General features: G+C 64.2%; 24 protein-coding genes and 1 tRNA gene. 10 read left to right on the top strand and 15 right to left on the bottom strand.

Annotated features, from left to right (window positions below):
* Positions 1 to 11: 11 nt before the first annotated feature.
* The 3 genes from ACSQ9A_RS18455 to ACSQ9A_RS18445 all read left to right on the top strand — a co-directional run bounded on the left by ACSQ9A_RS18455 (position 12) and on the right by ACSQ9A_RS18445 (position 2489).
* The gene (locus ACSQ9A_RS18455; RefSeq protein ID WP_436304684.1) at positions 12 to 1925 is read left to right on the top strand and encodes a SurA N-terminal domain-containing protein; all 1914 of its coding nucleotides are present in this window, start codon (positions 12 to 14) and stop codon (positions 1923 to 1925) included.
* Positions 1926 to 1955: 30 nt separating this feature from the next.
* Positions 1956 to 2031, top strand: a tRNA-His gene (locus ACSQ9A_RS18450).
* A 119-nt stretch (positions 2032 to 2150) separates the two neighbouring features.
* On the top strand, positions 2151 to 2489 hold the full coding sequence (locus ACSQ9A_RS18445) for an H-NS histone family protein (RefSeq protein ID WP_093109857.1): 339 nt from the start codon (positions 2151 to 2153) through the stop codon (positions 2487 to 2489).
* A 66-nt stretch (positions 2490 to 2555) separates the two neighbouring features.
* On the opposite strand, the gene ACSQ9A_RS18440 is transcribed toward ACSQ9A_RS18445, so the two are convergent.
* Positions 2556 to 3542: an NADPH:quinone oxidoreductase family protein gene (locus tag ACSQ9A_RS18440; protein WP_093109856.1), complete on the bottom strand. Its 987-nt coding sequence runs from the start codon at positions 3540 to 3542 to the stop codon at positions 2556 to 2558.
* 126 nt (positions 3543 to 3668) lie between these two features.
* On the opposite strand from ACSQ9A_RS18440, the gene surE reads away from it, so the two are divergent.
* Genes surE through rlmD form a run of 5 tightly spaced genes read left to right on the top strand, consistent with a single transcriptional unit; the run spans position 3669 to position 8693 of the window.
* Positions 3669 to 4433, top strand: a complete 765-nt coding sequence (surE, locus tag ACSQ9A_RS18435) for a 5'/3'-nucleotidase SurE (RefSeq protein ID WP_436304683.1) — start codon at positions 3669 to 3671, stop codon at positions 4431 to 4433.
* A gap of 1 nt (position 4434) precedes the next feature.
* Positions 4435 to 5208 carry a protein-L-isoaspartate(D-aspartate) O-methyltransferase gene (locus ACSQ9A_RS18430; protein ID WP_093109854.1) on the top strand — a complete coding sequence of 258 codons (774 nt, stop codon included), beginning with the start codon at positions 4435 to 4437 and terminating at the stop codon, positions 5206 to 5208.
* An 11-nt stretch (positions 5209 to 5219) separates the two neighbouring features.
* Positions 5220 to 6164, top strand: coding sequence for a peptidoglycan DD-metalloendopeptidase family protein (locus tag ACSQ9A_RS18425; protein ID WP_436304682.1), 945 nt, complete (start codon positions 5220 to 5222; stop codon positions 6162 to 6164).
* A gap of 8 nt (positions 6165 to 6172) precedes the next feature.
* Entirely contained in the window at positions 6173 to 7213 is a 1041-nt protein-coding gene (locus ACSQ9A_RS18420; protein ID WP_436304681.1) for a sigma-70 family RNA polymerase sigma factor, read from the top strand.
* Between the two features lie 43 nt (positions 7214 to 7256).
* Positions 7257 to 8693, top strand: coding sequence for a 23S rRNA (uracil(1939)-C(5))-methyltransferase RlmD (gene rlmD / locus ACSQ9A_RS18415; RefSeq protein WP_436304680.1), 1437 nt, complete (start codon positions 7257 to 7259; stop codon positions 8691 to 8693).
* A gap of 45 nt (positions 8694 to 8738) precedes the next feature.
* Here rlmD and ACSQ9A_RS18410 read toward each other — a convergent pair whose 3' ends face one another.
* Positions 8739 to 9440, bottom strand: coding sequence for a Bax inhibitor-1/YccA family protein (locus ACSQ9A_RS18410; RefSeq protein WP_093109850.1), 702 nt, complete (start codon positions 9438 to 9440; stop codon positions 8739 to 8741).
* A 179-nt stretch (positions 9441 to 9619) separates the two neighbouring features.
* Between ACSQ9A_RS18410 and ACSQ9A_RS18405 the strand changes: the two genes are divergently transcribed.
* Positions 9620 to 10027, top strand: coding sequence for a GlcG/HbpS family heme-binding protein (locus ACSQ9A_RS18405; RefSeq protein ID WP_436291094.1), 408 nt, complete (start codon positions 9620 to 9622; stop codon positions 10025 to 10027).
* A gap of 177 nt (positions 10028 to 10204) precedes the next feature.
* Here ACSQ9A_RS18405 and hemP read toward each other — a convergent pair whose 3' ends face one another.
* From hemP to bfr, 13 genes are all read right to left on the bottom strand, one after another.
* Positions 10205 to 10417 carry a hemin uptake protein HemP gene (gene hemP, locus ACSQ9A_RS18400; RefSeq protein ID WP_093109848.1) on the bottom strand — a complete coding sequence of 71 codons (213 nt, stop codon included), beginning with the start codon at positions 10415 to 10417 and terminating at the stop codon, positions 10205 to 10207.
* 95 nt (positions 10418 to 10512) lie between these two features.
* Positions 10513 to 10926 (bottom strand): ExbD/TolR family protein, encoded by a 414-nt coding sequence (locus tag ACSQ9A_RS18395; protein WP_436304679.1) that lies wholly within the window; start codon positions 10924 to 10926, stop codon positions 10513 to 10515.
* Between the two features lie 5 nt (positions 10927 to 10931).
* The gene (locus ACSQ9A_RS18390; protein ID WP_093109846.1) at positions 10932 to 11645 is read right to left on the bottom strand and encodes a MotA/TolQ/ExbB proton channel family protein; all 714 of its coding nucleotides are present in this window, start codon (positions 11643 to 11645) and stop codon (positions 10932 to 10934) included.
* 16 nt (positions 11646 to 11661) lie between these two features.
* Positions 11662 to 12369 (bottom strand): energy transducer TonB, encoded by a 708-nt coding sequence (locus ACSQ9A_RS18385; protein WP_436306322.1) that lies wholly within the window; start codon positions 12367 to 12369, stop codon positions 11662 to 11664.
* A gap of 96 nt (positions 12370 to 12465) precedes the next feature.
* Positions 12466 to 12738, bottom strand: a complete 273-nt coding sequence (locus ACSQ9A_RS18380) for a (2Fe-2S)-binding protein (RefSeq protein ID WP_436306321.1) — start codon at positions 12736 to 12738, stop codon at positions 12466 to 12468.
* A 115-nt stretch (positions 12739 to 12853) separates the two neighbouring features.
* Positions 12854 to 13534, bottom strand: coding sequence for a Fe2+-dependent dioxygenase (locus ACSQ9A_RS18375; RefSeq protein WP_093109843.1), 681 nt, complete (start codon positions 13532 to 13534; stop codon positions 12854 to 12856).
* An 85-nt stretch (positions 13535 to 13619) separates the two neighbouring features.
* The gene (locus ACSQ9A_RS18370; RefSeq protein ID WP_436304678.1) at positions 13620 to 15908 is read right to left on the bottom strand and encodes a catecholate siderophore receptor Fiu; all 2289 of its coding nucleotides are present in this window, start codon (positions 15906 to 15908) and stop codon (positions 13620 to 13622) included.
* Positions 15909 to 16131: 223 nt separating this feature from the next.
* Positions 16132 to 17493 (bottom strand): sulfite reductase subunit alpha, encoded by a 1362-nt coding sequence (locus tag ACSQ9A_RS18365; protein ID WP_436304677.1) that lies wholly within the window; start codon positions 17491 to 17493, stop codon positions 16132 to 16134.
* The gene (locus ACSQ9A_RS18360) at positions 17490 to 18392 is read right to left on the bottom strand and encodes an FAD:protein FMN transferase (RefSeq protein WP_436304676.1); all 903 of its coding nucleotides are present in this window, start codon (positions 18390 to 18392) and stop codon (positions 17490 to 17492) included. Before ACSQ9A_RS18360 ends, ACSQ9A_RS18365 begins: the two co-directional genes overlap by 4 nt.
* A 125-nt stretch (positions 18393 to 18517) precedes the next feature.
* Entirely contained in the window at positions 18518 to 19324 is an 807-nt protein-coding gene (locus tag ACSQ9A_RS18355; RefSeq protein WP_093109839.1) for a DUF4198 domain-containing protein, read from the bottom strand.
* Between the two features lie 35 nt (positions 19325 to 19359).
* Positions 19360 to 19881, bottom strand: coding sequence for a DUF2271 domain-containing protein (locus ACSQ9A_RS18350; RefSeq protein ID WP_093109838.1), 522 nt, complete (start codon positions 19879 to 19881; stop codon positions 19360 to 19362).
* 20 nt (positions 19882 to 19901) lie between these two features.
* Positions 19902 to 20546, bottom strand: a complete 645-nt coding sequence (locus ACSQ9A_RS18345) for a PepSY-associated TM helix domain-containing protein (protein ID WP_436306320.1) — start codon at positions 20544 to 20546, stop codon at positions 19902 to 19904.
* Between the two features lie 106 nt (positions 20547 to 20652).
* Positions 20653 to 21129 (bottom strand): bacterioferritin, encoded by a 477-nt coding sequence (gene bfr / locus ACSQ9A_RS18340; protein ID WP_093109836.1) that lies wholly within the window; start codon positions 21127 to 21129, stop codon positions 20653 to 20655.
* 239 nt (positions 21130 to 21368) lie between these two features.
* On the opposite strand from bfr, the gene ahpC reads away from it, so the two are divergent.
* Positions 21369 to 21941 (top strand): alkyl hydroperoxide reductase subunit C, encoded by a 573-nt coding sequence (gene ahpC / locus ACSQ9A_RS18335; protein WP_093109835.1) that lies wholly within the window; start codon positions 21369 to 21371, stop codon positions 21939 to 21941.
* Positions 21942 to 22010 lie beyond the last annotated feature (69 nt).

Below are 22010 nucleotides of genomic sequence, written 5' to 3'. Positions count from 1 at the left end.
AGTGTCCAAGCATGTTTGATTCCTTCCGCAAGTACAACAAGGTCATCATGGTGCTCTTGTTCTTGCTGATCATTCCGTCCTTTGTGCTGTTCGGCGTGGATCGCTACCAGGGCGGCGGCCAAGGGGAGAAGGTTGCACGCGTGGACGGCACCGACATCACGCGGCCGGAATGGGATGCGCAGCACCGCAACGAAGTCGACAGGATCCGGCAGCAGGCACCCAACATCGAACCGGGCTTGCTCGATTCGGACGCTGCCCGCTACGCGACCCTGGAGCGGATGGTGCGCGACCGCGTGCTCGCGGCAGCCGCTTCCAAATCGAACATGACGGTGTCCGAAGAGCGGCTCGCGCGCTTGTTCGCCGAAGATACGGGCCTGGCTTCTTTCCGTACGGCCGACGGCAAGTTCGATCGCGAGCGCTTCATGCGTGCGACGGGCCGCACACCCGAGCAGTACGAAGCCTCGGTGCGCGCCGATCTGGCAACGCAGCAGGTGCTGCTGGGCATTTCGGGAACGGCATTCGCCACGCCCGCCCAGGCAGCGGCCACGCTCAATGCGTTCTATGACCGCCGCGAAGTGCAGGTCGCACGTTTCAACCCGGGTGACTTCGCAGCAAAGGTCAGCGTGAGCGATGCCGACCTCGAGGCCTATTACAAGCAGCATGTCGCGCTATTCCAGGTGCCCGAACAGGCGAGCATCGAATACCTGGTGCTCGACCTCGAAGCGGCGAAGAAGAACATCGCGATCAACGAGGCCGATCTGCGCAGCTATTACGATCAGAACGCCGCGCGCTTCGGTACCAAGGAAGAACGCCGTGCCAGCCACATCCTGATCAGTGCGCCCGCGAGTGCGCCCGCTGCCGAGCGCGAGAAGGCGCGTGCGAAGGCGCAGCAGCTGCTGGCCGAAGTCAAGAAGGCGCCTGGCACTTTCGCCGACCTCGCGCGCAAGAATTCGCAAGATCCCGGATCGGCGGAAAAGGGCGGCGACCTCGATTTCGTGACGCGCGGCGCCATGGTCAAGCCTTTCGAGGATGCGATGTTCGCGCTCAAGAAAGGCGAGGTCAGCGATGTCGTCGAAACCGAGTTCGGCTATCACATCATCCAGCTCAACGACATCAAGCCCGCGGTGATACAGCCCTTCGAGCAGGCGCGCGCCGCCATCGAGAACGAAGTGCGCGGCCAGCAGGCCACGCAGGAGTTCGCCAAGGCGGCCGAGAGTTTTACCGACATCGTCTACCAGCAGCCCGACAGCCTGAAGCCGGCCGCCGACAAGTTGAAGCTCACCATCCAGACCGCGAGCAAGATCGGCCGCATGCCGGCGCCGGGCGCCGCGGGCGCGCTGGCAAGCCGCAACTTCCTGAACGCGCTGTTTGCCGCCGATTCGCTTGAGCGCAAGCACAACACCGAGGCGATCGAGATCGGGCCCAACCAGCTCGCATCGGGGCGCGTGACGCAATACAGCCCTGCTCGGGCGTTGCCTTTCGAAGAGGTCAAGGACAAGGTTCGCACGCAGCTTGTCGCCGAGCGCGCAGCCGCGCTCGCCAAGGCCGAGGGCGAAGCCAAGCTCGCGGCGTGGCAAGCCAAGCCGGCCGACGCGAGCCTTGGTGGGCCGGTGACGGTTTCGCGGCTCGAGACCCAGTCGCAGCCGGCGCCTGTCATCGAGAGCGCATTGCGGGCCGATCCGGCCAAGCTTCCTTCACTGGTTGGTGTCGATCTCGGCGCACAGGGCTATGCCGTTGTGCGCGTCAACAAGACGGTGCCGCGGACGCCGTCCGCACCCGAGGCGGCGCAGCAGGAGACGCAGCAGGTCGCCCAGGCCGTGGCCGCGGCGGAGAATGCGGCGTACTACGACATGCTGAAGAGCAGGTTCAAGGCGCAGATCCTGGTGCCGAAACCGGTGGATCCGATCGTTGTCGGCGGGCGCTAGTTTTTTGCCGCTACAATTGCAGGCTCTGTGGTGGCTGTAGCTCAGCTGGTAGAGTCCCAGATTGTGATTCTGGTCGTCGTGGGTTCGAGTCCCATCAGCCACCCCAAACCCCTTTGACATAAAGCGCCGATCATTCGATCGGCGCTTTTTTTTTGGAGTTGCCTCACTTGCGGCAATTGGGATTTGAATTAGAATTTTTACTTTCCAATTCGGAGGATTTCACCGATGGCCTCAACCCTTGCCGACATCAATTCCCAGATCAAGAAGCACGACGAGCAGATTGCGCAATTGCGCAAACAAGCCGAGGAGCTGCGCAATCAGGAGCGCGCGGGTGTCATCGAGGAACTGCGCAAGAAGATCGCGGAATACGGTTTGACTGCGGCCGATCTGAAACTCGGCACGCGTGGCGGCAAGCGCAGTACGGGGGTGGTCACGATCAAGGCGGCTGCAAAGTATCGCAGTCCCACCGGTGAAACATGGTCGGGCGGGCGCGGGCGCAAGCCGCGCTGGATTACGGAGGCGCTGGCCGCCGGCAAGTCGCTGTCGGACTTCGAGATCAAGTAGACGGTTTGCTTGGTCCCTCGTAAAAAAGCCCGCATGTGCGGGCTTTTTTATTGTGTGTAGCAGGCCTTAGTTGACCATCACGAGCTTGCCTTTGACGCCGCGCGAACCCATGTGCGCGTAGGCGGCCTTCAACTCCGCCATCGGCATGGTGCGGTCTATCACCGGCTTGATCTTGCCTTGGCCGTACCACTTTGCCAATTCGGCCATCATCTGCGCATTGGCTTTGGGTTCGCGCTTGGCGAAATCCCCCCAGAACACGCCAACCAGCGACGCGCCTTTGAGCAGCATCAAATTCAATGGCAGCGAGGGAATGGGACCGGCGGCGAAGCCCACGACCAGATAGCGCCCGCGCCAACCGATCGAGCGGAATGCAGGCTCCGCGAAATCGCCGCCTACCGGGTCATAAATGACATCCGGACCCTTGCCGTCGGTTGCTGCCTTGATGGCTTCGCGAAAGCCATTGGGCAGTGCATGCGTCGTGTAGTTGATCGTGAGATCGGCGCCGATGGATTTGCAGAGCTCGCATTTTTCATCGGTGGACGCGGCAGCGATCACCTTGGCGCCGGCGGCCTTGGCGATCTGGATCGCTGCCGTCCCGACGCCGCCTGCCGCACCGAGCACCAGCAAGGTTTCGCCGGCCTTGAGCTGCGCCCTGTCCATCAACGCGTGCCACGATGTCGCGTAGATCATGATGAAAGCCGCCGCATCGACATGGCCGAAGCCCTCGGGCAGCGGCATGCAAAGGGCGGCCGGCGCCAGCGTGTGGGTGCCGAAGCCGCCGGTGCCGGAAAGACAGGCGACGTTCTGGCCGACCTTCAGATGAGTCACTCCGTCGCCGACCGCCGCTACCACCCCTGCATATTCAGACCCAGGCACGAAGGGCAGCGGCGGCTTGATCTGGTACTTGTTCTGCACGATGAGCAGATCGGGGAAGTTGAGGCTGGCAGCCTTGATTTCGATCAGCACCTGACCCGGGCCGGGGGTTGGCGTCGGCAGTTCTTTCCAGGTCAGGGCGTCGACGCCGGTGGGGTTTTCGCAGAGCCATGCGTGCATGCTCGTGTCTCCTTGAGGTAGGTCTCTGGGGCAATGAATCCGGGCCATGATAGGCGGGCTGGCAGGCCGGCATTGTCCCTGCCGTGACGCATCGGCCGCCTACAATCGCGCGCACTCACAGACGACATGAAGATACTTATTTCGAACGACGATGGCTTCCAGGCTCCCGGCATCGTTGCGCTGCACGATGCGCTGAAGGAGGTGGCGGAAGTCGAAGTGGTCGCGCCCGAGCACAACAACAGCGCCAAGTCGAACGCGCTCACGCTGGCGGCGCCGCTCTACGTGCACACCGCGCACAACGGCTTTCGCTACGTGACCGGCACGCCCGCCGACTGCGTGCACATCGCACTCAAGGGGCTGCTCGACTACCGGCCCGATCTGGTGGTTTCCGGCATCAACAACGGCGCCAACATGGGCGACGACACCATCTACTCGGGCACCGTCGGCGCTGCCATGGAGGCCTACCTGTTCGGCATTCCGGCGATCGCGTTCTCGCAGATCGAGAAGGGCTGGGCCCATGTCGACGCGGCGGCCCGCGCGGCCCGGCGGCTGGTGGAGCAGATCGAGCGCGAACGCATGCTCGAGAGCGGCGCATTTCTGCTCAACGTCAACATCCCGAATCTTCCCTTCGACAAGCTGAAATCGCTCAAGGTTTGCAGGCTGGGGCGCCGCCATGCAGCCGAAAAGGTCATTACGCAGGACAGCCCGCGCGGCGAGACCATGTACTGGATCGCGGGGGCGGGCGGCGCCAAGGATAGCGGCGAGGGCACCGACTTCCATGCGACGGCGGCCGGCCACATTGCGCTCACGCCCTTGCAGATCGACCTGACCGACCATGCCAACCTCGGCCAATGGCGCGAGACGGTGGCTCGCCTGGGCGAGCCGTCCTGACATGGCGAGCCAGCGACCAGGATTCCCCGTCCGGCTCACGCCCACCGCGTCGGCTGCGACGCGCGGGCGCGCGTCGGCCGTGCCTGCCAAGCCGCTCGTTCATCACACGCCTTCGATGGCCTCCGACGCCGTGCGCGCGCGCATGGTTCAGCGGCTCGCGGCGCAGGGCATTGCCGACGCGCGGGTGCTGCGCGCCATGGGCACGGTCGAGCGTCATCTTTTCGTCGACAGCGCACTGGTCAATCAGGCCTATGAAGACACGAGCCTGCCGATCGGTCTGGGCCAGACCATCTCGAAGCCGAACGTGGTGGCCCGCATGATCGAACTCCTGCTTGGTGCGCCCGCATTGGCAAACAAGCCCGCCGACCGCCTGGGCCGCGTGCTCGAGATCGGGACCGGCTGCGGCTACCAAGCGGCGGTGTTGAGCCACATCGCGACCGAGGTCTACAGCATCGAACGCCTGCGCGGATTGCACGAGCGAGCGCGCATCAATCTCCGCTCGTTCCGGCTGGCCACGGTCCATCTGCTGCTGGGGGACGGCATGGTGGGCTATGCGAAGGGCGCACCCTACGCGGGCATCATCGCGGCGGCCGGCGGCGAAGCGGTGCCTGAGGCGTGGATCGCGCAGCTGGCCGTGGGCGGCCGCATCGTCGCGCCGACACAGTCCGAGGTCGGCAAACAGGCGCTTGTCGTGATCGACAAAACAGCGCGGGGACTGGAGCGCCGCATTCTTGAGGCGGTTCACTTTGTCCCCCTAAAATCGGGAATTGCTTGAAGGAAGAACACATGCTGGGTATTGGCAATCGGGGCTGGCTTGCCGGCGTGACGCTGCTGGTCGCGCTCTTGATTGCGGGGTGTGCCGCCAGGCGCGGCCCCGTACCGGTCGAGGACCGCGGCACGATGACCAGCGCGACGGTTGCCGCGCCCAGCGCGCCCGGTGTCCCGACCATCACCACGGACGCTTCGGGCAAGCCGCTGCCGGGCATCGAAAACTACGGCAAGCCCGGCTATTACGCGGTGCGTCCCGGTGACACGATTCGCCGCATCGGCACCGAAACCGGCCAGAGCTGGCAGAACATCGCTCGCTGGAACAATCTCGACAATCCCGACCTGATCGAAGTCGGTCAGGTGCTGCGCGTGATCCCGCCGGTCGGCGCTACCGCAAGCGCTGCGGCACCGGCATCTGCAACTGGCACGACCGACGCCTCGAGCGCCGTGACGCGGCCGGTCACGCAGGCCGCTGTCGCACCGTCCTCCGGCGCCGCAGCGGCTCCTGCGGCCGCGGCGAGTCCGGCTGTCAAACCCACCCCGCCCATCATCACCGCTTCACCTTCCGCGCCGGCTGCCACGGCATCGGGCGATGAAGATGTGGGGTGGATCTGGCCTGCGCACGGCTCGTTGATTGCGGGCTTCGACGAAGCCAAGAACAAGGGACTCGACATCGGCGGCAAGGCCGGCGATTCGGTGCTTGCTGCAGCCGATGGACGGGTGGTGTATGCCGGCGCCGGCCTGCGCGGCTACGGCAATCTGATCATCCTCAAGCACAACAACACCTACCTGACCGCTTATGCGCACAACAGGACGCTGCTGGTGAAGGAAGACCAGTCCGTGCAGAAGGGCCAGAAGATTGCCGAGATGGGCAACAGCGACGCGGATCGCGTGAAGCTGCACTTCGAAATCCGCCGCCAGGGCAAGCCGGTCGATCCGGCGCGCTACCTGCCCGCGCGCTAGGATCATGCATGGCTGCCTCCGTCCCGCGTCGCATTCCGGTCGTGCGGCGCGCGGCGGGCAACGGCAGCATCTCGACCTTCCGGCCCTACAAGCCTGCGAGCCTGCCCGCTCCTGCGGATGACGTCGTTGATCGCGCGGACAAGGGCGCGCTGCCTGAGATTCCGCACGACGCGGTGCCGGTCGACCTAGGCGGTGAAGGCGGCGATTCGCTGACGCTCTACCTGCGCGAGATCCGGCGCACCGAACTGTTCACTCCCGACGAGGAATACCAGACCGCCTGCGCCGCCCGCAGCGGCGACTTCTCGGCGCGGCAATCGATGATCGAGCACAACCTGCGGCTCGTGGTGAACATCGCCAAGGCCTATCTCGGCCGCGGCGTTCCGCTGGCGGATCTGATCGAGGAAGGCAACCTCGGCCTGATGCATGCGATCAACAAGTTCGAGCCGGAGCGTGGTTTTCGCTTCTCCACCTATGCAACCTGGTGGATCCGCCAGTCGATCGAACGGGCGGCGATGATGCAGGCTCGCGCGATCCGGCTGCCGGTGCATGTGGTTCGCGAACTGCAACAGGTGATGCGGGCGCGCCGTGCGCTGGAAGGCGACGCCGACTTCATCTCCCGCCGGCCCGACGGCGTGCGGGTCGAAGATGTCGCGGCGCTGCTGGGCCGCGAGGTGCAGGCGGTGGCCGAGCTGATGGCGCTCTCCGAGGCGCCACGTTCGCTCGACGCGGGCAGCGAGCGCGGCGACGACAGTTTCAGCCTGGCCGATACGGTGGCTTCGGAAGACGAGGGCGGAGACCCGACGGGCGTGACGCAGACGCACGAGGTCGAGAAGCTTCTCGATCGATGGATCCTCGCACTGAGCGAACGCGAGCGCGAGGTGCTGGAAGGCCGCTACGGCCTGCACGACCGCGATCCGGAGACACTCGAGGTGTTGAGCGTGCGCCTCGGCCTGACGCGGGAACGCGTGCGGCAGATCCAGAACGAGGCGCTCGCCAAGATGCGCCGCCAGCTCGCGCGCGCCGGCGTCCAGCGCGATGCGTTTTTGTAGCGCTCGGGCCGAGGGCGCCCCGCAGCCCTGAGACAATCCGTGCATGACGGATTCGATAGAGAAGAAGGCGGCGCAGCAGCAAGCCCGCGATGAATGGCTGCACGTCGAGTCGCTCGACCTCGACGCACAAGGCGTGGCGCACAAGGCCGACGGCATGGTGGTATTCATCGAAGGCGCATTGCCTTTCGAAGAAGTGCAGTTCAGCGTGCACCGCAAGAAAAACAACTGGGAGCAAGGCACCGTGGCCGCGATCCGCCGCGAGTCGTCGCAGCGTGTGCGGCCCGGCTGTCCGCATTTTGGTCTGCACGCCGGCGCATGCGGCGGCTGCAAGATGCAGCACCTGGATGCCGCTGCGCAGGTGGCGGTGAAACAGCGCGCACTCGAGGACAACCTGTGGCATCTCGGCAAGGTGCGTCCCGAGAACATGCTGCGGCCGCTGGAAGGGCCTGCCTGGCACTACCGCTATCGCGCCCGCCTTTCGATGCGCTACGTGGCCAAGAAGGGCACCGTGCTGATCGGCTTTCACGAGCGCAAGAGCCGCTACTTGGCGGACATGCAGGTGTGTCCCGTGCTGCCGGCCCGGGTCAGCGCCATGCTCATGCCCTTGCGCGAACTCGTCGGTTCGATGGAGGCGCGCGACACCTGCCCGCAGATCGAACTGGCTTGCGGGGACGCGCCGGACGGCGCCAGCCTCGGCGTGATCGCCTTGGTGCTGAGGCATCTGGAGCCGCTGTCCGCTGCGGACATGGCGCGGCTCAAAGCGTTCGCGGCGCAGCACGCCGGCGTGCAATGGTGGCTGCAGGCCAAAGGGCCCGAGACGGTGAAGCTCCTCGAACCCGACGGTCCCGCGCTGGCTTACGAGTTGCCGGAGTTCGGCGTCACGATGCCTTTCAAGCCGACCGATTTCACGCAGGTCAATCCGCACATCAACCGCGCGCTGGTCAGCCGCGCTTTGCGCCTGCTCGACGTGCAATCGGGCGAGCGCGTGATCGACTGGTTCTGCGGACTTGGCAACTTCACCCTGCCGCTGGCGAGCCGCGCGCGCGAGGTGCTGGGCATCGAGGGCAGCGATACGCTGGTGGCGCGGGCGACCGACAACTTCGAGCGCAACCGCCCCGCCGTGCCAGGTCGAAGCGCGCTGGCCGCGACTCGCTTCGTCGCGCGCAACCTGTTCGAGATGACGCCCGCGATGCTGATGGCCGACGGCGCCGCGGACAAGTGGCTGGTCGATCCGCCGCGCGAGGGTGCGTTTGCGCTGGCCAAGGCGCTCGCCGACCTTCATCAGCAGATCGAACTGCACGAGGGCGGCTGGTCGCCGCCGAAGCGCATCGTCTACGTGAGTTGCAATCCCTCGACGCTGGCGCGCGACGCTGGCCTCCTGGTACACCAGGCGGGCTATCGCTGCACCTTCGCGGGTGTGGTCAACATGTTCCCGCACACGGCGCATGTCGAGTCGATCGCCGTGTTCGATCGACCATGAAAAAGGGCCCCGAGGGGCCCTTATTGCTTCAAGCCGAGCAGGTGCTCAGTCGCGCTCGCCGCCGAAGATGCCGAGCAAGGCCAGCAGGCTCTGGAACACGTTGAACAGGTCCAGGTAAAGCGCAAGCGTGGCGCTGATGTAGTTGGTCTCGCCGCCGTCCATGATCTGCTTCAGGTCATACAGCATGAAGGCCGAGAAGATGCCGATGGCGGCGACCGAGATCGCCATCATGCCGGCGCTGGAGCCGACGAAGACATTGATGATCGCACCGACCATCAGCACCAGTGCGCCGACGAACAGCCACTTGCCCATGCCCGATAGGTCGCGCTTGATCACCGTTGCCAGCGAGGCCATCACAAAGAACACGCCGGCGGTGCCGCCGAAGGCGGTCATGATCAATTCGGAGCCGTTCTTGAAACCCAGCACCATCGCGATCAGCCGCGACAGCATCAGGCCCATGAAGAAGGTGAACGCCAGCAGCACCGGCACGCCGGCGGCCGAGTTCTTGGTCTTCTCGATGGCGAACATGAAACCGAAGGCACCGCCCAGAAAGACCATGAGGCCGATACCGCCGCTCAGCGAGCGGGTGATGCCGGTGGCGACGCCCAGCCAGGCGCCCAGCACGGTGGGCAGCAGGCTCAGGGCGAGCAGCCAATAGGTATTGCGCAGGACGCGCTGGCGCTCTGCCTGCGGCAACGTCTGGCCGTAGCCGACGGTGGTGTCGAGGGTGTTGACGCGGTCGTTCATTGCTGAAACTCCTGATGTTCGCTGCAACGCTGCAGTTGGGGCCCATTCTAGGTGGCCGCAAGAGCCGGCCGCGACAAAAACCCGCATCCGGATGTCCCTAAAGCACTTTCTGCCATCCGTAAGGGCTCATGCAGGTGCGGGCGCTATGCTTCAGGGCTTAGTTCACTTTTTGCAAGACCATGAAGACCAAGTCCTTTCTCGAACTCGCCGATGTCAAGGCCATTGCCGCCGCGGCCGAAGCCGAAGCGCTCAAGAACAACTGGGCCGTGACCATCGCCATCGCCGACGACGCCGGCAATTTGCTCTGGCTGCAGCGGCTCGATGGGGCAGCGGCCTTGTCGTCGCACATTGCGCCTGCCAAGGCCCACACGGCCGCGATGGGAAGGCGAGAGAGCAGGATCTATGAGGACATGATCAACGGCGGGCGCCCCTCGTTTCTGACGGCGCCTGGGGTGCAAGGCCTGCTCGAAGGCGGTGTGCCGATCGTCAAGGATGGCCAGGTGATCGGTGCGGTCGGCGTCAGTGGCGTCAAGTCGAACGAGGACGCGCAGATCGCCAAGGCGGGTATCGCCGCGCTCGGCCTCTGATCGCCAGACTTCCAAAACAAAAACGCCGACTTTCGGGTCGGCGTTTTCTTTTCGGATTCAAGGCGGAAAAAAAGCTTGGCTAGTCGGCGAACCGTTGGCTAGCAAAAAACGACCCTTCGGAGATGAATCTCCTCGAGTCGCCCCACGATGAAACTTGCGCGAGGGGCGGGCTGATCTCTATTTGGTCAGGATCAGCTTGCCGAGTTTGGTGGCTTGCAGCCGATAGAGCGAGCCGTTGTGCATGATCCCGACGATCTTGCTGCCCTTGAGAAGCTCCGTGCTTTCGAAAAGGGCAGCAGGGCGGGGCGCCTCGGCGGCGGCGCGGCCACCGCCCGAATGATCGAGCGAGGGATGGCTCAGGACGGTGAATGCGTTGGGAGTGGCTGGCATTGGAAATCCCCTTGTCGAAGCGATGCGCGAATGATAATGATTCGCAATAAAAAGTCAATCGTCTCGATCGATCTTTTTGCCTTGCAAAGCAGGCTTTACTTCGCCTCGGGTTCCGTGATGAAGCCGATCTTGCGTACGCCGGTCTCGCGCGCCGCCGACATCGCTTGTGCAACACGCTCGTAGCGCACCGCCTTGTCGCCGCGGATGTGCAACTCGGGTTGCGGTTCCTTGGCCGCTTCGGCCGCGAGCCGTGTCTTCAGCTCAGTGTCGTCGATCTTCTGTTCGTTCCAGTAATAGCTGCCGTCGGCGGCGACGGTGAACAGGATGTTCTGCGGTTTGGTCTGCTCCGGCTCGCTGCTCGCGCGGGGCAGGTCGATGTTCACCGCGTGCTTCATCACCGGCACGGTGATGATGAAGATGATCAGGAGCACCAGCATGACGTCGACCAGCGGCGTCATGTTGATCTCGTTCATCACCTCATCGGGTTCGTCCTGGGTTCCGAAAGCCATGGTGCTCAGCCTTTCTTGAGCGGGACGACGATGGCTTCGACGCCGCTCTGGACGCGTGCGCCCGTCACGAAGTAGGCATGGAGGTCATGCGCAAAGCTGTTGAGCTTGGTCAGCACGAACTTGTTGCCGCGCACCAGCGCGTTGTAGCCCAGCACCGCGGGAATGGCGACCGCCAGGCCGAGTGCCGTCATGATCAGCGCTTCGCCGATCGGGCCGGCCACCTTGTCGATGGTGGCCTGGCCGGCCGAGCTGATGCTCATCAAGGCGTGGTAGATGCCCCAGACCGTGCCGAACAAGCCGATGAACGGGGCCGTCGAACCGACCGAGGCCAGGACGGCCAGACCAGTCTGCAGGCGCGCGGTGAATTCATCGATGCCGTTGCGCAATGCGCGTGTGATCCAGTCGCTCACGTCGAGCGCATCGTGCAGATGGGCCTTGGTGTTGCGATGATGCGCCGCGGCTTCACGGCCTTCCAGGGCGAGGGCGCGGAACGGGTTGCTGTCGTCCTTGCCGAGCTTGTTGAGCGCGGTGGCGAAGTCTTCGCTGTGCCAGAAGTCCTGCGAGTGCTTCGCGAGGCGCTTGTACTTGATGACGTCCAGCGCCTTGATCAGGATCACGATCCACGAGGCGAGCGACATGCCGATCAGCAGCAAGGCGACGGCCTTGGTGACGAAGTCGCCCTGCGCCCATACGTTCATCAAGCCAAATTGGGAATCCATAACTACTGCTCCGGGACTATTGGGAAAGTGTGAAATTGAAAGGCGCCTTCAACAAGTAGACGGTCGCCTCGTCGGCGCCCGGCTGCCTGATCGGCGTGACCTGCGATGACATGGCTGCCTCGCGCGCTGCCTGGTCGAGCCGGTCATAGCCGCTGGACTTGAAAATCTCGGCGCGCTTGGGAAGGCCCGCGCTGTTGAAATAGACCGCCACGACCACCGTGCCGGTCTCGCCCAATCGCTTGCTCATCGCCGGGTAGGTGATGCGAGGTTCGCGGATGTATTGCGTCTGGCCCTGGCTGATTTCGACGAGCTTGGGCGCCGGCGGTGCGGGTGGCGAGGCAGGAGGAGCCGGCGGCTCTGCGGGGGCGGGCGGCGCAATGGGCGCGGGTGGGGGCGGCGGCTCGATGCTCCCCGTGGGCGCATTCGGCGCTGGTGTGGGCTTCGGCTCGCGTATCGCCTGAGGCCGCGGCGGCGGAGGCGTTTTCGTCACTTCCCGCTTGGGCGGTTCGGGTGGCGGGGGCGGCGGTTCTGCCGGCTTGGGCGGCTCAATGAACTCGCTCAGGATTTCCACCGGGATGACCACCTCGGCGGCGCGGCGGAGCAGGCCGCTCTGCAGCGCCCACAGGGCAGCGACGTGAAAAAGCACCACGCCGCCTGCGATGACGGCGTTGCGTGACAGGCCTAGAACGGAGGGAGGAGGCGAGGAAAAGCGGTCAGACACGATCAACTATGGAGTGCCGGCCCTTGCGAAAGGTGCCCGGGTGCAGCGGAACCGCCAGTTACTTACGAAGAATCCACCAGACCGAGCCGGTGACGAGGATCAGGCTGCCGCCGAGTGCCGAGAAGAGTTCCATGCCTTGCTTTCCGTGATGGAGTTGGCAAGCTGGATCGACCTCGGTTCCGATTCGCGGTTGAGTGCGGCAACCGGATGGGAAGCGCTGCATTGCGCGACCACGTCGCGCGCGCAGCCTTCGCACTGGCCGCACTGGGTGGCCACGCCGAGCTCAAACTGCACTTCGTCGAAGGTCATGCCGGCGCGCACATGGCGTGCGATTTCGCGGTCTGACACTCGGCGACATACGCAAACGATCATGGCGGTGAGGCGGCAGTTGGCTGGCTGTTTGTAGAAGGCTCGATTATAAATACGAATTCCTCGCATTTGCAATAACTATTGCAGCTCTGGGGCCAAGCCCTTCGATAGCTGGCCCCTACACCTCGGACCACATGCGCAGCAGGTTGTGATAGTGGCCGGTCAGGGCGACCGTCTCCTCCGATTCGCCGAGCCGGGCGCGCAACTTGATGATGGTTTGGTCGAGTTCGAACAGCATGGCCCGCTGCCGGTCGTCGCGCACCATGCTCTGCAACCAGAAAAAGGAGCAGATGCGCACGCCCTGCGTCACGGGATGCACGCGGTGCAGGCTGCTCGAGGGGTAGAGGATCAGATCACCGGCCGGCAGCTTGACTTCGTGGGTGCCGTAGGTGTCCACGACTTCCAGTTCGCCCCCTTCGTAGTCCTCGGGCTCGGACAGGAACAGGGTGCACGACAGATCGGTGCGCAATTGCTCGCCGGTGCCGGGCACGGAGCGTACCGATCCGTCCACATGCAGTCCGTAGTGTTCGCCGCCTTCGTAGCGATTGAACAGCGGCGGCACGAACCGGAGCGGCAACGCGGCGGAAAAGAGCAGGGCATTCTTGGCCAACGCGGCCAGGATGGTGCTGCCCAGCGCACGGGTCACGGGGGAGAACTCGGGCAGCTGACGATTACGCTTGACCCTGGCGCCCTGTTCCCCGACGGTTTCCCTGCCGTCCACCCAATCGGTCGTGTCGAGGGTTGCTCGCATTTCGCGCACCTGATCCCGCGTCAGGACATCGGGCACATGCAACATCATTTGCAAGATCTCCATGAAAAAAGCCCCAGCGCGACGACTGGGGCTGCGAGTTTCGCAGTCCTCGAGAGTGGGATGGCGGGGCGTGTCAGAACTTGAAGTTGGCGGTCAACGTCGCGGAGCGCGGCGTCCCCACCGTCAGCCGGTTCCCTGCGTTGTTCACCCGTGCCAGATAGAACTTGTCCGTCAGGTTGTACAGGTTGAGCTGGATCGCCACGTTCTTGTTGATTTCGTAGCCGATCATCGCGTCGAAGACCGTATAGCTCGGAATGGTCGGGAAGAAGGTGGTCGGTGTCAGCGCCGCGTTCGACGTCGCCCGCGCCTGCGTGTCGACGTAACGTGCGCCTGCGCCGACGATCAGGCCCATAGGAAACTTGTAGGTCGTCCAAAGCGTGGCCGTGAGCTTCGGCGAGAAGCGAATTTGCGCGCCGTTCTGCGTGGTGCTTGTCCGCGAACCTTCCAGGATCTCGGTGTCGATGCTGGCGATGCCTGCAATGACCTGCCATGCAGGCGTGATCTGCCCGATGGCGCTCAGTTCCACGCCTTGCACGCGCGTCTTGCCGTATTGCTCGGTGTTGCCGAAGGTATCGATCTGAACCTGTTCGTTCTCGTTGGTTGTCCGGAACAGTGCGCCGGTCACCGCGAGGCGCTTGTCGAGCAGATCCCACTTGGTGCCGACCTCGGCGGTCTTCGCCTTCTGCGGATCGAGGTTCGGATTGTTGATGTTGGTGGCCGTGCCCGACAGCGCGAAGTCGGAGCCTGGCGGTTTCGCGGAAGTGGCGTAGGCGGCATAGATGCTGCCGTTGGGGGCCGGCTTGAACACCACGCCTACCTTGCCTGTGAGAAGGTTGTCGGATTTACCGAGCCGTGTTGCGAGTTGCGTCCCGTTGGCTGCAGGTGCGTCCAGGCCGGAAAAGTCGCTCTTGTAGTGCTCGTAGCGGAGACCGCCGTTGATCAGCCATTGCTCGTTGAGCTTGATGGTGTCGAAAGCGTACAGCGCGGCCGTGGTCGTCTTGCCGGCCGTGCTGGCGCCGGTCGGCAGCACCGGAACGAAGGCGCGGTTGACATTGGGGGCGTAGAGGTTGTTGTAGGCAAGAAACGAAGTGCCCGAGCGCACGCCGTTGAGCGCGTTGATCTGGGCCGCCACGGCGGTGTTGTCCTGCTCTTCGCGGCCCAATTCGACGCCGGCGCTGATGGAGTGCTTCAAGCCGCCCAGGGTCAGGTCCGCCGTGATGTTCGTCTGGTTCGCAAAGATCTCGTTGTCTTGAAGCTTGCCCTGCGGCGTCGTGCGCACCGACCAGCCGAGCGGATTGAACACGTTCGGGACGAGCAGCCCGTTGCTGAACACGCCCGTGAGTACCAGGTCCTGCTTGGTGCGGCCCCAGCGGGAGATGTTGCGGATGGTCACGCCGGGCGCAATATCGTGTTCGATGCGCGCCGTGAACATGTCGGCCTTCACGTCGTCATGGTCTGACAGAAAGCCGTAGTAGTTGTTGGTGTCGACCCGGGGCCCGTTGCCGCCGATGCGCGCCAGATCGGCAAGGTAGTAGCCTTCGAGGCCGACCACTGGAATACCGCCGTCAGGGCGATTCTTCTGATCCATGTGCAGATAGGACAGGTAGATGCGCGTCGGCGTACCGAGGCCGATGGCGAGCGAGGGCGCGATGCCCGATCGATTGTTTTCGACCAGGTCCCGTCCCGGCACGCCGCCGTCCTGCACCATGGCATTCAGACGAAATGCCACGGAACCAGTTTCGTTCAGCGCCCGGTTGAGGTCGACCGTCGCCCGCTTCTGGCTGGCGGAGCCCAGGCTCACGCTGCCGGCGAAGAAGTTCTCGGCGGTGGGTACTTTGGATACGAGATTGATGTAGCCGGTCGGCGATCCGCGGCCAATGTCGGCGCCCGCCGGGCCTTTGACGACCTCGACCTGCTCGATATTGAACATGTCGCGCGAGACGGTGCCCACGTCGCGGATGCCGTCTACGAAGATGCTGCCCGAGGTGTCGAAGCCGCGCATGAACACGGCGTCGCCTGTGGACGTGTTGCCGTTTTCCCCCATCTGGAAGGTAATGCCGGGCGTATTGCGCAGCGCCTCGGTCAGCGTCGTCGCGCCCTGGTCCTGCAGGACCTCCTTCTTGATGACGGTGATGGTTTGCGGCGTATCCACCAGGGGCTGGGTGAACTTGGGCGATGAAGACGTTTCGGGCTTGTAGCCATCGGCCGTCGCTTCGATCTTGACTTCGCGCAACGTATTCGCCGTGTTGGTCTGCGCCGCTACGGGCATCGATATCGCGATCAGGGTTGCGGCTGCTGCGCCAGTCAACTGGGGTGACGGTGCACGCCCGACGGCGTGCTTGCGGCTCTTGATGTAGGCCATGAAGGGTTCTCCGGGAAGGACGGCATGTGAGAACTCGACTGGCGGGTCCGAGCGCGCTCCTCCAAGAGGCGGCGGGATTGGCTGGGTGAGCTGAGTTGCGGCTGCGCGAACTCGAAGCGAATGATAATTAATCTCAATACGTTTGTTTACGTATTTCCAAAATTGAGACTAAGTGCCGCTGTGTTTGTTGCCAGTTAGCAACTGGCCTGCAGGCGCCAAAGCGTCAATAGACGTCGCGTCTATAGCGGCCGGTGGCCGTGAGTTCACGCACCAGGGCTTCACCGGCGATCTGGCGCAATGCCGCGTCGACGCCGGAGGCCATTCCCTGCAGGCTGCCGCACACATACACGGCTGCGCCGCGACCGATCCACGAGAGCACTTCCTCGGAAGCCTGCAGCAAGCGGTGCTGGACATAGAGCCGGTCGGGCTGATCGCGCGAAAAGACCATGTCGAGCCGGCGCAGAACGCCTGCGGCGTTCCAAGCTTCGATTTCGGCGCGGTAGAGAAAGTCATGCCGCGCATTGCGCTCCCCGAACACCAGCCAGTTGTCGTGCTGGCGGGCGGCGGCACGGGCTCGCAGATGGCTGCGCAGGCCGGCCAGCCCGGTGCCGTTGCCGATGAGAATCAGCGGCCGCTGCGCATTGCCTTCGAGGCGGAAATTGCGGTGGGGCCGCAGGCGCAGCGCGACCGTGTCACCGATGGCCAAGGTCGAGGTCAGCAGGCCCGATGCGGCACCCAGAGTCCCGTCGGGGTGCTGTTCCTGGCGCACCAGCAACTGGAGTTCTGCGTCGGTTTGAATCGAGGAGATCGAATAGTCGCGCGGTCGACCTGGATCGCTGGCGATGGTGATCTGCGCCACGTCTCCGGACTCCCACTGTGCTGCAGTTCCCGCCGGCGCCACGAACGCCAGGTGGTACACCGGCGCGCCGGCGCTGCCCGCATTCAAGCGCTCGCGCGCTGCGAGACGCCAGGGCATGGTCCTTGCGCTGCTGTCTTCCGCCTGCGCAACTGCGTCGCCGCCGCATCGGGCTCGCCAGACGGCGAGGCTGGCCGGGTCGGTATTGTCGACTTCAAGGCGTTCGAATGTGCGTGTGGCGCCGGCCGAGTGAAGCCATTCGTCGAGCGCGCGGCCGAAGCCGCAGAAGCTTGCGTACTGGCGGTCACCCAATGCGAGCACGGCGTAGCGCAACGAGGAGAAGTCGGCAGTGCTGCCCATCACCTGCTCGGCGAACACGCTGGCGCCGTCGGGTGCGTCGCCTTCACCGTAAGTGCTGGCGATGAAGAGCGCAGAGCTTGCGCCGCGCAAGGTCTTCGTATCGGCTTCGTTGAGCGACATGACGCGGACCGGCGACCCTGCCGCGCGCAGCCAGCCTGCGGTCTGCCAGGCGATGGCTTCGGCCTGGCCGGTCTGGCTTGCGTACAGCACCAACGCGGCCTCTTCGGCGCCATTCCCCGCGAGCGCTGCGGCAGCGCGTGCCAGGACCTGATTGCGTCGGCGTTCGCGCCAGTACACCGCGAGGCACAGGCCCGCGTAGGCGCACACGGTCGAGCCGGCTGCCAGCGCGCGCACGGTGGCTTCGGTCATGCAACTTGCGCTGTCCAGGCCTCGCTGGCCAGCGCCCGGTGCCCCGCACCTTCGCGGCCAACGAACAGGGCTGCGATTCCGTGATGCTGCGCAAAGGTCAAGCCCTTGTCCGGACCGAGCACCGTGAGGACGGTGGCGAGCGCATCGGCGTGCATGCATTGGCGATGCAGCACCGTCACCGCTGTCAGCGCATGGCCGGGCGGCTCGCCGCAGCGCGGATCGAGGGTGTGCGACCAGCTTCGACCCTCGTGTTGACGCAGGTGCCAGCGGTCGCCCGAAGTGGCAACCGCCATGTCGCTGAGCGCAATGCGTGTTGCGACACCGGGCGCGGCATCGATCTGGACTTGCCAGGGCTGCCCACCGGGGCGGCGGCCGACGCCACGCAGTTCGCCGCCCACTTCAACGAGAAAATCCCCGAGCCCGAGAATTTGTAGTTCAGCTGCTACTTGGTCGACCGCAAAGCCCTTGGCGATGCCCGAGAGATCGAGCCAGACACCGCCCGGCTGCAGGATCGAATTGGTATCGGACTCGAAGGCGATGCGCTGCCAGCCGACATGCGAGCGTGCCGCCGCGAGTTCGGCGGGCGAGGGCGGCAGTGGCGATGCATTGGCGTGCGCGCCGAAACCCCAGAGCGCCACCAGCGCCCCGATGGTCGGATCGATGGCGCCGTCGCTTGCCGCAGCCCATTGCAATGCGCAGGCAAGCACCTTGCCGAATTCGGGCGCCAGTGCATGCCGGCTGCCGGCAGCAGCGCGGTTGAAGCGGCTGAGGTCCGAGTCCGATTCCCAGGTGCTCATCTGGGCGATCACCCGGTCCAGCGCAGCCTCTGCACTCGCGCGAACGGCGTCCAGAGGAATCAAGAGCGGGTTGTCGAACCTGAGCGACCAGGTCGTGCCCATGGTCCGCCCGGCAAGTTGCTGAAGACTCGCAGGATCGGCGCGACGCGGCACGGCCGCGTTGGCATAGCCACCCGTGCGCCGGACCGCGAAAGAAGGCCGCTTGTGCGGCGTGTCCCGAGACGTGTTCAGGGCATCACTTCCAAGGTGGCGGCATAGCTCAGGCGCCGCTCCTTGGCTTGCGGCACCGTGGTCTTGCCGTCCTTGGTGCTGGCTTCGAGCCAGTACATGCCGGCTTGCGGCCAAATCACGGAGAACTGGCCCTTGGCGTCGGTCTTGGCCGTGATCTCATCCACCTTGTCGCGGTAGCGCGTGTTGCCGGGCGTGACCGTCACTTCGAGGTCCTTGGCCGGTTGCCCGTCGATCTGCAAGACGAAGCTGGCCTTCTCCCCCTTCACCAGATCTGTCGGATGGGTGGTGGTCACCAGTTCCAGGCCCTTGCCGCTCGGTTTGAGCACACCGGGCTTGCCCACGGTCACGAAGGTTTCGATGCGGCCGGCCGACTGCGTTACCTCGACCTCCTGCGCATCGGCCGGGATCTGGCTGGCAATGTTCTCCGGCGTGCCGCGTGCGCGCTTGGGTTGACCGGTGGCCTTGTCCTTCCAGCGGGCAAACACGCCGCCATTGAGCACCGCGACGCGGTAGGTGCCGGGCTGCGCGAGGTTGAGGTCGAACACGCTGCGCAACTTGCCCTTGTGGATGTTCTCGGCCTTCACGGCGCTGCCGTCTGGTGCGGTCACGGCCAAGTTGTCGAGCGCCAGCGGGTTGTGATTGAAGAAGAACAAGTCGTTCGAGACGGCCGCGTCGACCGTGATCCAGTCGCCTTTCGAGAGCACGGTGCTCGAAGGCAGCAGCCACACGTTGTGCGCCTGCACGGCAGCGGCGCCGGCGGAAAGAGCAAGGGCCAGGGCGGCGGTGCGAAAAGCAAACTTCATGGTGAGACCCGATGAGGAGGATGAAAGGGGATGGATCAGGGCTTGAGCTCGAGCCGGACTTCGCCGAGCTCGCTGTTGCCGGCGACCTGGGGCTGCTCGGCTTTGGCCGGCGGCCACTGGAACGGAATGCTCACGATCTCGCGGCCGCCGACTTCGCGTGCCGCTTCGACGTACAGCTTGTAGGCGCCCGGCGCCAGCTTCGGCAGCGCGACCGAGCCTTCGGTGAAGCTGATCTGGTGCTTGCCGGCAGGGCGGGTGGCGCTGCTCACGCCGTCGACCGGCATTTGCAGCTCGCGTCCCGTGCGCCGCCACCACTGGCGCATGTCCTTGAGCCACTTGGTGCCTTCGCCTTCCGCGTTGCCCTTGTTCTTGATGTCGTACCAGACGGCCAGCGTGGTGGCGACCGACTGGTCGGCGCGCTCGATCCACGCTGCGACGTACGGGCGGTGGTATTCGGCCACCGTCAGGCGCGGCACTTCGATGTTGACCGCGAGGCCGGCTGCGAAGGCGGGCGCGCCGAAGAGCGCTGCGAGCGCGAGCGAATAGCGAACTTGCACGGGAAAACCTCTTTCCTGGATCAATGAATGAACAACAGCGCGAGCAGCACCGGCACGACCAGACCCATGCCCACCATGGGCCAGGTGAAAGGCCGGTTGCCCGCGTGCATCTTGAGAATGAACAGGCCGGTGACCGAGAACACCAGCGTGGCGGCCGCAAAAATGTCGATGAACCAGCTCCAGGCAACGCCGGTGTGGCGGCCCTTGTGCAGGTCGTTGAAATAGGAGAGCCAGCCGCGGTCCGTGCGTTCGTATTCGATCTGCCCGTCGGACAGGCTGAGCCGCAGCCAGGCGTCGCCGCCGGGGCGCGGGAGCGAGAGATAGATTTCGTCGTCGGACCACTCGGCTTCGCGGCCCGAAGTGTCGATCGCCCATTGCTTGTGCACCCAGGCCTGAAGTTCTGCCGGGAGTTCGGCCTTGCCTTTTCGCGCCTTGGCAGCCGGCAGTTGTTGCGCGAGGTGGCCGCGCAACGCGTTGTCGATAGTGCCGGTCAGGCTGCTGACCTTCGGCTTGGCTTCGATGCCGGCGGCATGATTGAGGGTGAATCCCGTGACGCTGAACAGCGCCATGCCGATCAGGCAGAGCGCCGAGCTGACCCAATGCCATTCATGCAAGGTCTTGAGCCAGTAGGCGCGGCGGCGGTTGTCGGTGGCGGCGGGGGGCATTGGAGCCCGCGATTCTAGCCTTGCAAATGAGAATGAATGCCATTTACAAGATGCGATGCGGGCAAAAAAATGCGGGCCGCAGCCCGCCTGCATGGCGCGATGCGCCTTACTCGATCTCGCCCATTTGCGACTGCAGATAGTTCTGCAGCCCGACCTTGTCGACCAGATCGATCTGGGTTTCGAGGAAGTCGATGTGCTCTTCGGTGTCGTCCAGGATCTCTTGCAGCAGGTCGCGCGAGACATAGTCGCGCACCGATTCGCAGTGGGCGATGCCGGCCTTGATGGTGGCTTGTGCGCCGGTCTCTGCGGTGAGGTCGCACTGCAGGATCTCGGGGACGTCTTCGCCGACATTGAGCTTGGCCAGATCCTGAAGATTCGGCAGGCCGTCGAGCACAAAGATGCGATCCATGAGCTTGTCGGCGTGTTTCATTTCGCCGATCGACTCCTCGTATTCCTTCTTGGCCAGCTTGTCCAGGCCCCAGTGCTTGAGCATGCGGTAGTGCAGGAAGTACTGGTTGATCGCAGTGAGCTCGTTCTTGAGCTGCGCCTGGAGATGGTCGATGACTTGAGGGTCGCCCTTCATGGTTATTCCTTGTTCTGAAACCGTCGATTGTGTGAGCCGCTCGTGACAGCACGCAAGCAAACCCATGCGCTGGCGGTCTGCATGCGTTTGATCGTGATAGGTGTTCGCATTTGGCGGTGGCCGCCGACCTCATAGGCCACCGCAATTTTTTTCATAGTTCATAACTATGAATTCGCCTTGATTGGTAGTTATACTAATCGCTCGCCACTTTCTTTCATCAGTCACCCAAGGAAAACTGAATGTCCCTGATCAACACCGAAATCATCCCGTTCAAGGCCACCGCGTACCACAACGGCAAGTTCGTTCCGGTCAGCAACGAAAACTTCAAGGGCAAGTGGTCCGTCGTGGTGTTCTACCCGGCCGACTTCACTTTCGTGTGCCCGACCGAACTGGGCGACCTGGCCGACCACTATGCTGAATTCCAGAAGCTCGGCGTCGAGGTGTATGGCGTGTCGACCGACACCCACTTCACCCACAAGGCCTGGCACGACACCTCGGAAACCATCGGCAAGGTCCAGTACCCGCTGATCGGCGACCCGAGCCAGCAACTCGCACGTGCCTTCCAGGTCCTCATCGAAGAGGGCGAAGACGCAGGCCTCGCCTATCGCGGCACCTTCGTGATCGACCCCGAAGGCAAGATCAAGACCATCGAAGTGCACGACAACGGCATCGGCCGCGACGCCGCCGAGCTGCTGCGCCGCGTGAAGGCCGCCCAGTACGTGGCTGCCCACCCCGGTGAGGTCTGCCCGGCCAAGTGGACCGAAGGCGCCGAAACGCTCAAGCCTTCCTTCGACCTCGTCGGCAAGATCTAACTCGCCGTTTGCGCCAGGCCCGGGCGCGTTTCGCTCCCGGGCTTTTTTGTTCCCCTCGTATTTTCAAAG

The sequence above is a fragment of the Variovorax sp. LjRoot290 genome (genome assembly GCF_964253985.1).
Lineage (GTDB): Bacteria > Pseudomonadota > Gammaproteobacteria > Burkholderiales > Burkholderiaceae_C > Variovorax.
The sequence above is the reverse complement of the archived record's forward strand: the minus strand, read 5'-3'. Positions and strand labels throughout refer to the sequence as shown.

Excerpts from the sequence above, each read along its gene's own strand:
- ACSQ9A_RS18455 (WP_436304684.1), top strand. The coding sequence starts at position 12 with ATGTTTGATTCCTTCCGCAAGTACAACAAGGTCATCATGGTGCTCTTG.
- ACSQ9A_RS18445 (WP_093109857.1), top strand. The coding sequence starts at position 2,151 with ATGGCCTCAACCCTTGCCGACATCAATTCCCAGATCAAGAAGCACGAC.
- ACSQ9A_RS18440 (WP_093109856.1), bottom strand. The coding sequence starts at position 3,542 with ATGCACGCATGGCTCTGCGAAAACCCCACCGGCGTCGACGCCCTGACC.
- surE (WP_436304683.1), top strand. The coding sequence starts at position 3,669 with ATGAAGATACTTATTTCGAACGACGATGGCTTCCAGGCTCCCGGCATC.
- ACSQ9A_RS18430 (WP_093109854.1), top strand. The coding sequence starts at position 4,435 with ATGGCGAGCCAGCGACCAGGATTCCCCGTCCGGCTCACGCCCACCGCG.
- ACSQ9A_RS18425 (WP_436304682.1), top strand. The coding sequence starts at position 5,220 with ATGCTGGGTATTGGCAATCGGGGCTGGCTTGCCGGCGTGACGCTGCTG.
- ACSQ9A_RS18420 (WP_436304681.1), top strand. The coding sequence starts at position 6,173 with ATGGCTGCCTCCGTCCCGCGTCGCATTCCGGTCGTGCGGCGCGCGGCG.
- rlmD (WP_436304680.1), top strand. The coding sequence starts at position 7,257 with ATGACGGATTCGATAGAGAAGAAGGCGGCGCAGCAGCAAGCCCGCGAT.
- ACSQ9A_RS18410 (WP_093109850.1), bottom strand. The coding sequence starts at position 9,440 with ATGAACGACCGCGTCAACACCCTCGACACCACCGTCGGCTACGGCCAG.
- ACSQ9A_RS18405 (WP_436291094.1), top strand. The coding sequence starts at position 9,620 with ATGAAGACCAAGTCCTTTCTCGAACTCGCCGATGTCAAGGCCATTGCC.
- hemP (WP_093109848.1), bottom strand. The coding sequence starts at position 10,417 with ATGCCAGCCACTCCCAACGCATTCACCGTCCTGAGCCATCCCTCGCTC.
- ACSQ9A_RS18395 (WP_436304679.1), bottom strand. The coding sequence starts at position 10,926 with ATGGCTTTCGGAACCCAGGACGAACCCGATGAGGTGATGAACGAGATC.
- ACSQ9A_RS18390 (WP_093109846.1), bottom strand. The coding sequence starts at position 11,645 with ATGGATTCCCAATTTGGCTTGATGAACGTATGGGCGCAGGGCGACTTC.
- ACSQ9A_RS18380 (WP_436306321.1), bottom strand. The coding sequence starts at position 12,738 with ATGATCGTTTGCGTATGTCGCCGAGTGTCAGACCGCGAAATCGCACGC.
- ACSQ9A_RS18375 (WP_093109843.1), bottom strand. The coding sequence starts at position 13,534 with ATGATGTTGCATGTGCCCGATGTCCTGACGCGGGATCAGGTGCGCGAA.
- ACSQ9A_RS18370 (WP_436304678.1), bottom strand. The coding sequence starts at position 15,908 with ATGGCCTACATCAAGAGCCGCAAGCACGCCGTCGGGCGTGCACCGTCA.
- ACSQ9A_RS18365 (WP_436304677.1), bottom strand. The coding sequence starts at position 17,493 with ATGACCGAAGCCACCGTGCGCGCGCTGGCAGCCGGCTCGACCGTGTGC.
- ACSQ9A_RS18360 (WP_436304676.1), bottom strand. The coding sequence starts at position 18,392 with ATGGGCACGACCTGGTCGCTCAGGTTCGACAACCCGCTCTTGATTCCT.
- ACSQ9A_RS18355 (WP_093109839.1), bottom strand. The coding sequence starts at position 19,324 with ATGAAGTTTGCTTTTCGCACCGCCGCCCTGGCCCTTGCTCTTTCCGCC.
- ACSQ9A_RS18345 (WP_436306320.1), bottom strand. The coding sequence starts at position 20,546 with ATGCCCCCCGCCGCCACCGACAACCGCCGCCGCGCCTACTGGCTCAAG.
- bfr (WP_093109836.1), bottom strand. The coding sequence starts at position 21,129 with ATGAAGGGCGACCCTCAAGTCATCGACCATCTCCAGGCGCAGCTCAAG.
- ahpC (WP_093109835.1), top strand. The coding sequence starts at position 21,369 with ATGTCCCTGATCAACACCGAAATCATCCCGTTCAAGGCCACCGCGTAC.